Source organism: Thermoleptolyngbya sp. M55_K2018_002 (assembly GCF_015295965.1).
In the GTDB taxonomy this organism is placed as follows: domain Bacteria; phylum Cyanobacteriota; class Cyanobacteriia; order Elainellales; family Elainellaceae; genus Thermoleptolyngbya; species Thermoleptolyngbya sichuanensis.
The window spans coordinates 1-9963 of sequence record NZ_DVEA01000351.1 but is presented as its reverse complement, the minus strand read 5'-3'; the positions used below and the strand labels follow the sequence as shown (position 1 = coordinate 9963).

The window sequence follows — 9963 nt, the reverse complement described above, 5'->3', positions numbered from 1 at the left end:
TGGATTTTCTTGTGCGATCGCCGATCTTTACGAAAATATCAGTCAGTTGTTCTGACGAATGTTCTGACGAAGGATGGCGGTGCTGCTGAACGATTCATGGCCTGTTGCTGCGTAGAACTGCTGCATAGAACTGCTGCATAGAACTGCTGCATAGAACTTTTGTACAGGACATCGATGTCCCGGAACACTAGGCGTGATTGGGCGTGATTGGGCGATCGCGCATTCACCCTTTGAACTGGAAATTGAACTGGAGATAAATCAGCAGCAGCGTGATCAGCAGCAGCAGGGTCGCCGCCGCCGCTGCATAGCCAAAATCAAACTGGGCGAAGGCTTCGGTATAGACGTAATAGACCAGCAGGTTCGTAGTATTCAGCGGGCCGCCGCCTGTGATCACGTAGGGCTGCTCGAAGCTGCGGAGCGTGAAGAGGGTCGTTGTGACGATCGCGAAAACCAGGGTGGGCCGCAGGCCGGGGAGTGTAATGTGCCAAAACTGCTGCCAGTCGTTGGCTCCGTCTAGCTCGGCGGCTTCGTAGCGGCTTTGGGGAATGGTTTGCAGCCCCGCTAAAAAAACGACGAGGTTAAATCCAAGCTGCTTCCAAATGCTGAACAAAATTAGCACGGGCATGGCCCAAGTGGTGCTGCCCAGCCACGGAATTGGGGCAATCCCCAGCCAGCCCAGCGCCGCATTGACGGGGCCGTCGGTTTGGAATAGCCAGCGCCAGCCCAGACCCACGGCGACCAGAGACGTAATCGAAGGGATGAAATATGCCGCTCGCAGCCAGTCCCGAAACTTCACGGCTCGATTCAGCAACACAGCCAATCCAAGCGGCAAGACGAGGCTGGGCAGCACCGTGGCCACGGTGAAGTAGAGCGTGTTTCCCAGCACTTGCCAAAAATCGGGCGTAGCCAGCAACCGTCTATAGTTTTGTAGCCCCACCCAGTGTATGCCGCTGCGGGTGAAGCTGCCCTGGGTCAGGCTGAGATAGGCGAGATAGGCAATCGGGAAAAATACAAAAACGCCCAAAAACGCCAGGGCCGGGGCGAGGAACAGCCATGCAGTGAGGGTCTCATGGGAAGGGCGATCGCCCCCACCGGGCCTTTGAAACCTAGAGGACATCAGAAGCCGTCGTGGTCGATTAAATGCTTCACAATGCCAGAGATTACCTGCTTCACGGCGGGTTCGCTAGCGGTGTAGTTAATGGCGACCGAAATCACGTAGCGTTTGCCCTTGATGTTCACGCCGACGGTCGTGCCCAGTACGCTGGAGTTTTGCCCCGTTTTTTCGCCAATCCACACGGCGGGTCGCCGAATGGCCTCATAGCCCAATTCCCAATCGTACTGGTTTACCAGTCCTTCCAAAATTAGGTCTGCACCGGGGACTTCATTGTTATAGATGCTCACCATCATGTCGGTGAGTTCGTCCATGTTGATTTCGTTGGGCACGCCGCCGACATTATCCGTAGGACTGATGGAGTTTCCTGTGAGCTTGGTGCTGATGCGAGTGTACTGATAGCCGCGATCGCGCAGGGTTTGTTCAATGCTTTGCCAGCCTACGTAGTCGATCAGTTGATTCGTGGCGATGTTGCTGCTGTGGGTAATCATTTGCAGCAGCACTTTGCGGATGGGATATTCGGTGCCAACCCAGATCTTGGCTGCGTCTTCGGTGTAGTTGCTAGGGTCGATGAAAATCGGCGTGTTGGGGTCGATCTTTTCGCGGGTCAGCTTGTCCATTGTGGCGATCGCCAGGGGTACTTTGATCAGGCTGGCGGGGCTGGCGGGTAGCTCTTTGCCCTGATAGCGGCGACACTCGCGCTCTAGCGTGCAGACCGTGACGTGAACCTGACTGCCCATGCCCGTACTGTCGGCGATCGCCTTCAGGAATCCAGAGCGGGCAGTGTCGTATTCGTAGGCGACCACGCTCAAGATGTCCTCATATTCCTTCAGCTTCTTGGCCGCTTGTTCCCCCACAAACGAATCGGCGGACACTTCCCGCAGTGAATCGGTTGCGGATTTCCAGAGCTGATAGCGCTTGGCAATGGTTTCCTCGGTTTGGTCTGGCTGTTGCTTCAGTTCAACTGCTTGGTTTGCCGTGCGGATGGCTTGCTCCCAGCTTGCTTTGGCAGATTCTTCAACCCCAATGCGAATTTCAACCGCTTGCAGCGTTTCCAGCAGCGCAGTTGGGACAGAATTTGCTCTAGTGGCCACGGAGACCAGGGTCGGCGGCTGGTTCTCGATGTCTTGCTGGAGGCGATCGCGGAGTTCGTATAGCTCTGCTAGCGACTTGGCTTCAGAAATGAGAGATTCTCCCTCTTCGTAGGGACGCTCCAGCACGGGTGTCAGGGCTGGATACGAATGAACCAGGACGGCTCCTGCCATTACCCCGACTGCGCTGATGGGTGCAACGAGGGCATACCACCACCAGCGATGCGCCACTGATTTCATGATTGCAACCACGGACTCACCCCTCCTCACCAAAGGCCAAATGCGTACTGAAATGCGTGCGTACTGAAATGCGTACTGATAAGAGTGCAACCTTAAAGCTCAACCTTGAAATTCGATCTTGAGCAAGTGCAACCCTGCAAATGAACTTAATTAAAGTTAAATAATAAGACCATTCTTCATATTTAAATGGTGCAGTGTGACGCAATCTGGCAAGAAGCTGTGGCGGAAAAGGTTACCCAAGGCGTTGTCGGCGAACTGCTGAACCAGCTCAAGTATATGGCTTGCCGATTAAACCGGAACGCTTCGGTAGATAGACATTGAGGCTTCTGGAGATAGAAGGCGCAGAGCCACAGGGGGTCAGGGGGGCGCAGCTTGGACGGGGCGATCGCCAAAAAGCGTCTGGAAATCGTCTAGAGTGAGGGTTGGAGTTTTTTGCCATCTGCTCCGATTGCCGTCTACGCATCACGTTTCCGTTTCATTTTGAGGTTTTCCAATGGCATCCATCCGTGAGTTGCATCAACAGCTCGTCCGCAAAGAGCGCTCGGCCGTCGAAATTGCCACCGAAGCCCTAGAGCGGGTTCAAGCCCTGGAACCCAAACTGCACAGCTTTATCAGCGTGACGGCCGACCGGGCGATCGCCCAAGCGCAGCAGGTGGATGCCAAAATCGCCGCCGGGGAAGCAATCGGGCCGCTGGCGGGCATTCCCATCGGCATCAAGGACAATCTGTGTACCCAGGGCATCCGCACCACCTGCGGCTCCCGCATCCTGGAAAACTTTGTGCCGCCCTACGAGTCCACCGTGACGCAGCGCTTGTTCGACGCGGGCGCGGTGATGGTGGGCAAAACGAATATGGACGAGTTTGCAATGGGCAGTTCGACGGAAACCTCTGCCTATCAGGTGACGGCAAATCCGTGGGATTTGGAGCGCGTACCGGGTGGATCTTCGGGCGGTTCTGCCGCAGCGGTGGCCGCGGGGCAGTGCGTTGTGGCGCTGGGGTCAGACACGGGCGGCTCGATTCGCCAGCCAGCCTCGCTCTGCGGTGTGGTGGGCATGAAGCCCACCTACGGACTGGTGTCTCGCTATGGGCTGGTGGCCTACGCCTCGTCGCTGGATCAGATTGGCCCCTTTGCCCGCACGGTAGAAGATGCGGCGATTTTGTTGAAGGCGATCGCCGGACATGACCCGCAGGACTCCACGAGCCTCAAGGTCGAAATCCCTGACTACGCTGCCGCCCTCAAGCCCGACTTCAAGCCGCGTGGCAAGCTGCGGATTGGCGTGATTCAAGAAACCTTCGGCGAAGGGCTGGACTCAACCGTAGAAGCGGCCGTCACCACAGCAGTCGAAACCTTGCAGGAACTCGGAGCCGAAATCCAGGTGATCAACTGTCCCCAGTTTCGCTACGGGCTGCCCACCTACTACATCATTGCCCCCTCCGAAGCCTCGGCCAACCTGGCCCGCTACGACGGCGTGAAATATGGCTTCCGCGCCGATAATCCCGAAAATCTGCTGGATATGTACGCCAAGACCCGCGCCGAGGGCTTTGGCGCAGAGGTGAAGCGGCGGATTATGATCGGCACCTACGCGCTGTCGGCGGGCTATTACGATGCCTACTACCTCAAGGCGCAAAAGGTGCGGACGCTCATCAAGCAAGACTTTGAACGCGCCTTCCAGAAAGTAGATGTGCTGGTGTGCCCTACCTCGCCGACGACGGCCTTCAAGGCGGGCGAAAAGACCGACGACCCGCTCAGCATGTACCTGTCTGACCTGATGACGATTCCGGTGAACCTGGCGGGATTGCCTGCCCTCAGTCTGCCCTGCGGCTTTGACGACCAGGGCCTGCCCATTGGTCTGCAAATGATTGGTAACGTGCTGCGGGAAGATCTGCTGCTGAGCGTGGCCCATGCCTATGAGCAGGCAACGGAGTGGCACAAGAAAGCGCCTATGATTTAGGGGGAATTGTTAGGGATTGGAGTTGCTGAGTTGGGCCACTCGCTCAGGCTGGCAGTTTTTAGGCCTGACTCCTGATCAGCCTCGCCAGAGAACCCAGGCGGTGGCGATCGCCAAGGTGGCTAGCGTCAGCGGCAGCCCAAACCGCAGGTGCGTCCAAAACGACAGCGAAAAGCCCTGGCTGGCGGCGGCTTCGGCGGTGATCAGGTTGGCCACTGCGCCAAACAGCGTCAGATTGCCTGCCAGCGTGGAGCTAACCGCCAGCAGCAGCCAGGATTGCGTATCCCCCCGGTCGATCAGCGATTGCAGCAGCAGCACCGCAGGCACGTTGGAAATCAGGTTTGACAAGAGCGTTGTAATGCTGACCAGACCCACCGGATGGGCAATCCAGGGGAGCAGCCCCGACAGCAGGTTGAAGGATTGCAGGCTGCGCGTCAGCACGAACAGCCCCGAAAAGATCACCAGCAGCCCCCAGTCCACATCCTGCAACACGCGCTGGGGCTTGATGCGGCGCGTAATCAGCAGCACACCTGCTGCTACTAGGGCCGACTCGGCCAGCGGCAATCCCACCACAAAGGCGGCCAGCATTAGGCTACTCACCATCAGTGTCTTTCGCAGCAGCGGGCCATAGGCGCGGGGGCGAAAGGTGGGCACGTAGGGGCGCGGTTTGAGCGATCGCACCTCTGGATACATCCATCCCAGCAGCCCAATTTGCAGCAGCAGGCCTATCAGAGCAATGGGGATCATCACCCGCGCAAACTCGGCGTAGGCGATGCCCGAAAAGGAGCCGACTAGAATATTCTGCGGATTGCCGTTGAGCGTGGCGACGGAGCCGATATTGGTGGCCGCCGCCAGGGCCAGCAGGTAGGGAATTGGGTTGAGCGACAGGGTTTGGGCCAGGCTGACGGTGAGCGGCGTAAACACTAGGGCGATCGTGTCGTTCAGAAACACCGCCGACAACGCCCCGCAGCCCAGCGTTAGCGCTACCAGCAGTCCAAAGGGGCTACTCGTGAGGCGGATGAGATACAGCAGCGCCAGTTGAAAAAATCCGGCGTAGCTGAGGTAGGCGTTGACAATCATCGTGCTGAGCAGAAACACGATGGTTGTTGGGTCGATGGCCTGCCAGGCCTCCTGTAGGGAGAGTGTGCCCAGGGCAATGAGGGCGGCTGTTCCGACGATCGCCATTGTGGCCCGGTTCATCCGCAGCCCTGGAACCGACCCCAAGGCCAGTCCCACGTAGGTCAGCCCGATCACCACTGCCTGGGCAACGGGCAGCCAGTTGGCGAGGGCGCGAAACTCGATGCCAAGGTACAGCACTGGTTTTGATGCCCAAAATTCAGGTGATACAATGGTAAACCCCGGGGTGACTAGCGCAACGGTAGCGCATCGGACTCTTAATCCGCTGGTTCTGGGTTCGAATCCCAGGTCACCCATATTAATAGCCCTAGTTGAAAGACCTAGTGGAGAGGCTTAGCTGCGGTGGTTAGGGGTTTGTCGATCCCTTCCCCAAGCGATCCCTTCCCCAAGCGATCTCCCTCGCGATCGCCAGCCTAGCGAGTCGCTACCCCGTCGGCGCGGGCGGCCCGCTGAACCGCAGCAGAGACAGCGGTCGCCACGCGCTCGTCAAACACCGACGGCACGATGTACTCGCGGTTGAGGTCGGCGGCGGTAATGAGCGAGGCGATCGCCCCTGCGGCCTCTAGGAACATGGTCGTGGTCATGGTCTTTGCGCCACAGTCCAACGCGCCGCGAAAGATGCCAGGAAACGCCAGCACGTTGTTGATCTGGTTGGGATAGTCGCTGCGGCCCGTCGCCATCACCGCCACATCATCGGTCACGAGTTCCGGCTGAATTTCAGGAATTGGATTGGCCATGGCAAACACAATTGGGTCTGTCGCCATCGATTTCACCATGTCCACCGTCACCACCCCCGGCGCACTCACGCCCATGAATACATCCGCGCCCACCATTGCATCTGCCAGGGAGCCGCTCTGGTCTACGGCAAATTCTTTCTTTTGGTCGGTCAGGTCGCTGCGGCTGTGGCTGAGGATGCCCCGCGAGTCGCAAATCACGATCTGGGTGGCTCCTGCTTTTTGCAACAGTCGGGCGATCGCCAGGCCCGCCGCCCCTGCGCCATTGATCACGATCCGCACCGACTCCATCGACTTATTCACCAGCTTCAGCGCGTTGTAGAGCGCCGCCAGCGAGACAATGGCCGTGCCGTGCTGGTCATCGTGAAAAATGGGAATGTCCAGTTCCCGCTGGAGCCGTGCCTCGATTTCAAAGCAGCGGGGGGCGCTGATGTCTTCCAGGTTCACGCCGCCAAACACAGGCGCGATGTTTTTCACCGTCTGCACAATCTCGTCGGTGCTCTGCGTGGCGAGGCAAATCGGGAAAGCATCAATGCCGCCAAATTCCTTAAACAGCATGGCTTTGCCCTCCATCACGGGCAGCGCTCCGGCGGGGCCAAGATTGCCCAAGCCCAGCACGGCGCTTCCGTCGGTAACGATCGCCACGGTGTTGCTCTTGATCGTCAGGGAATAGACCTTGGACGGATCTTCAGCGATCGCCGTGCAGATGCGCCCCACCCCCGGCGTGTAGGCCATCGCTAGGTCGCTCTGGTTTTTCAGAGAAATCTTGCTGTGGACGCTGATCTTGCCGCCCCGATGCAGGTTAAACGTGCGATCCGACACGTTCAGCACCTTGATATGCTCCAGCCCCTTCAGCGCGGTAACGATTGCCTCAGCATGTTCCACGCTCGATGCTTCAATCGTGATGTCGCGGATGATGGTTTTCAGCGTCCGCTCGATCACCTCGATCTGGTCAATATTGCCGCCCGCCTCGCCAATGGCCATGGTGACGTAGGCCAGCATTCCCGCCTGGTTGGGCAACTGCACGCGCACCATGAGGCTGAAGCTGGGATTGGGAGTGAGGCTGACCATAGGATTCTCGATTTTGGATTTTGGATTTTGGATTTTTGGGACGCTGACTATCTTCCCCGTCCGCAGTGCAGTGATGATCTTACCGCTACGGATCGTCCCTAGCGTAAGGGAGTCGCCGGACTGCAATTGTGCCAAAGTGAACAATCGATCAGGTTTCGGGTTCCAGCGGGCAAGGCGGCCAACCGTTGGTGCTAATGGTGCTGTTGGTGCTAGTGGTGCTAAAGACCGGAACCCGAACCGAACTTCTAACTTCTAACCTCTAACTTCTAACCTCTAACTTCTAACCTCTAACTTCTAACCTCTAATTCCTGCTTCGGGGGGGCAACTAGGGCGATCGCCCGTTGCAGCGCAGACAGGCGCGTAGGAAACACATGATTTTCGTCCATGACGTTCAGCAGGTTGAGCCGCTGGAGGCGATCGCGCACGCTGCCTTCCACGCCCACCAAAAGCACCTCCCGTCGCTGCCGACAGGCCTCCTGCACCATCGCCTCGATCGCCAGCGCCGCCGTCACCCCCAGTCGCGGCACTTCCGTCAGATCCAGAATCAGCACGTCATACTCTTGCACCAGCGTCATTTGCTGCGAAATTGCCTTTGCCGCGCCAAAGCTCATGGGCCCGCTGAGTTGGAACAGCATGATCCGACCCTGACCAGCTTCCAACAAGGCCTGTTCTTCTGGAGCCAGCGCTTCGTCCGTCGGGTGAATAATGGCGCGGACGCGCTTGCTCTGCAAGTCACTCAGGCTTTTCACAGTGAGCAGATTCGCGAAAAACACGCCCACCGCCACCGCCGTAATCAGATCCACAAACACCGTCAGAAACAGCACGCCATACATCAGCCCCGTTGCCTTCAACGACAGCCGATGCGCCCGCCGCAAAAAGCTCCAGTCGATGATGTCAATCCCGACTTTGATCAAGATCCCCGCCAGCACTGCATTGGGAATCGGCTCCGTCAGCCTGCCCAGCCCCAGCATCACCAGCAGCAGCAAAATACCGTGAATCATACCCGATAGCCGCGTTTTGCCGCCCGCCTGCACATTCACAACCGTCCGCATCGTTGCCCCGGCCCCCGGCAATCCCCAAAAAATGCCCGACAGCAAATTGCCGATGCCCTGACCGATCAATTCCTGGTTGGAATCGTGCTGGGTTCGGGTGATGTTGTCGGCAACGAGAGAAGTCAGCAGCGAGTCGATCGATCCCAGCGTCGCCAGCATCAGCCCGTAGCCCGTCATCACGCGCAGCGCCTCCCACTCAAACGCCGGCCAGTGCGGCTGCGGCAGTGCCGTGGGAATGGCTCCAATCCGCGTCAGGTTTGCACCCTCGCCAAAAGCCAGCGACACAAGTGTCCCGATCACCAGCGCCAGAAGGGGTGAAGGAATGACGCGATTCAGCCGACGCGGCCAGGTAAACACGATCGCCAGCGTCATCAGCCCCAGCCCCAGCGCGAACCCGTTGGGATGCGTCAGATACGTCGGCAGGTTTCGCAGAGAATCCACGACTCCACTCGATCCTTTGTAGCCAAACAACGGCCCAATCTGGAGGGAGATAATAATGACCCCGATGCCCGACATGAAGCCAGAAATAACCGTGTAGGGCATGAGCGTGATATACGTTCCCAAACGCAGCACCCCAAACAGAATCTGGAACAGCCCCCCCAGCGCAATGACGGTGAACGAAAGCGCCAGTCCGGTTTCGGGATACCGACCAATCAGTACCGTGAAAATTGTTGCCACTACCACCGTCATTGGCCCAGTTGGGCCAGACACCTGAGCGGGCGTGCCGCCAAACAATGCCGCGAAAATGCCGACGAAGATTGCGCCGTAGAGTCCCGTCACCGCTCCCGCCCCGGACGATACGCCAAACGCCAGCGCCAGCGGCAACGCCACGATCGCTGCGGTGAGGCCGCCCCAAAAGTCATCTCGAAAATTACGAAAATTGAGATCCGGGGGTTTCAGAACATGAGTAAACTGTCTTAGCCAGGAGTTGATGGCAGTCACAATGGCAAGCCTCCAGGATATGGCCTAGATGTTGCGATAGGCCCTAGCTTCGCAGGATACGGCTGGAAATCTGGTTCGGGCGTTTCTTTCAAGATGTCTTCACTTCACTTCATTCATCCATACTTCTATCCATATTTCCTTCATTCTTCTGCTAGGCATTTACCCACCGATTCAGCGCAGGCGCTATGGCAGGCTCTCAAAACCCCTCTCAAAACTCTCAGGATCAAAACTCCCAGGATCAAAGCTCCAAAGCTCAGATTGCCGATCCGATTGCCGGGGATCACCCGAATTACCCAGATCACCCGGATCACCAGGATCATCCGAATCACCCGGATCACCCGGATCGAATAATTGTGCCGCTGGATGCACCGACGCTAGAAGAGGCGATCGCCCTTGTAGACCAGATTCCCGCAGTCCGCTTTTGGAAAGTCGGGTTAGAACTCTTCGTCAGCACAGGCGCGACCATTCTGGCAGAACTGAAGGCGCGGCAGAAGCGAATTTTTCTTGACCTCAAATTTCACGACATTCCCAACACCATGGCCGGAGCCTGTCGCGCCGCCGGACGCTATGGCGTAGACCTGCTTACCGTTCACGCCACAGCAGGCAAAGAGGCCCTCGTCGCCGCCAACGCCTCCGC

At 57.9% G+C, this 9963-nt stretch carries 7 protein-coding genes and 1 tRNA gene; 3 read left to right on the top strand and 5 right to left on the bottom strand.

Annotated elements, in window-relative coordinates; genetic code table 11:
- Positions 1-223: 223 nt before the first annotated feature.
- Together IGS51_RS18025 and IGS51_RS18020 are read right to left on the bottom strand one after the other, a co-directional pair.
- The gene (locus IGS51_RS18025) at positions 224-1117 is read right to left on the bottom strand and encodes a carbohydrate ABC transporter permease (protein ID WP_297080172.1); all 894 of its coding nucleotides are present in this window, start codon (positions 1115-1117) and stop codon (positions 224-226) included.
- On the bottom strand, positions 1117-2442 hold the full coding sequence (locus tag IGS51_RS18020) for a serine hydrolase (RefSeq protein ID WP_297080171.1): 1326 nt from the start codon (positions 2440-2442) through the stop codon (positions 1117-1119). Before IGS51_RS18020 ends, IGS51_RS18025 begins: the two co-directional genes overlap by 1 nt.
- A gap of 493 nt (positions 2443-2935) precedes the next feature.
- Between IGS51_RS18020 and gatA the strand changes: the two genes are divergently transcribed.
- Complete coding sequence (gene gatA, locus IGS51_RS18015; RefSeq protein WP_297080170.1) at positions 2936-4393, top strand: Asp-tRNA(Asn)/Glu-tRNA(Gln) amidotransferase subunit GatA; 1458 nt, start codon at positions 2936-2938, stop codon at positions 4391-4393.
- Between the two features lie 75 nt (positions 4394-4468).
- On the opposite strand, the gene IGS51_RS18010 is transcribed toward gatA, so the two are convergent.
- Positions 4469-5665, bottom strand: a complete 1197-nt coding sequence (locus IGS51_RS18010; protein WP_367279369.1) for an anion transporter — start codon at positions 5663-5665, stop codon at positions 4469-4471.
- An 86-nt stretch (positions 5666-5751) separates the two neighbouring features.
- Between IGS51_RS18010 and IGS51_RS18005 the strand changes: the two genes are divergently transcribed.
- Positions 5752-5823, top strand: a tRNA-Lys gene (locus tag IGS51_RS18005).
- Between the two features lie 117 nt (positions 5824-5940).
- On the opposite strand, the gene IGS51_RS18000 is transcribed toward IGS51_RS18005, so the two are convergent.
- Positions 5941-7332: a malic enzyme-like NAD(P)-binding protein gene (locus tag IGS51_RS18000; protein ID WP_297080168.1), complete on the bottom strand. Its 1392-nt coding sequence runs from the start codon at positions 7330-7332 to the stop codon at positions 5941-5943.
- Between the two features lie 287 nt (positions 7333-7619).
- Positions 7620-9326: a SulP family inorganic anion transporter gene (locus IGS51_RS17995; RefSeq protein WP_297080167.1), complete on the bottom strand. Its 1707-nt coding sequence runs from the start codon at positions 9324-9326 to the stop codon at positions 7620-7622.
- Positions 9327-9511: 185 nt separating this feature from the next.
- Here IGS51_RS17995 and IGS51_RS17990 point away from each other — a divergent pair.
- The coding region (locus IGS51_RS17990) for an orotidine 5'-phosphate decarboxylase / HUMPS family protein (RefSeq protein WP_297080166.1) at positions 9512-9963 on the top strand (452 nt) is incomplete at its 3' end.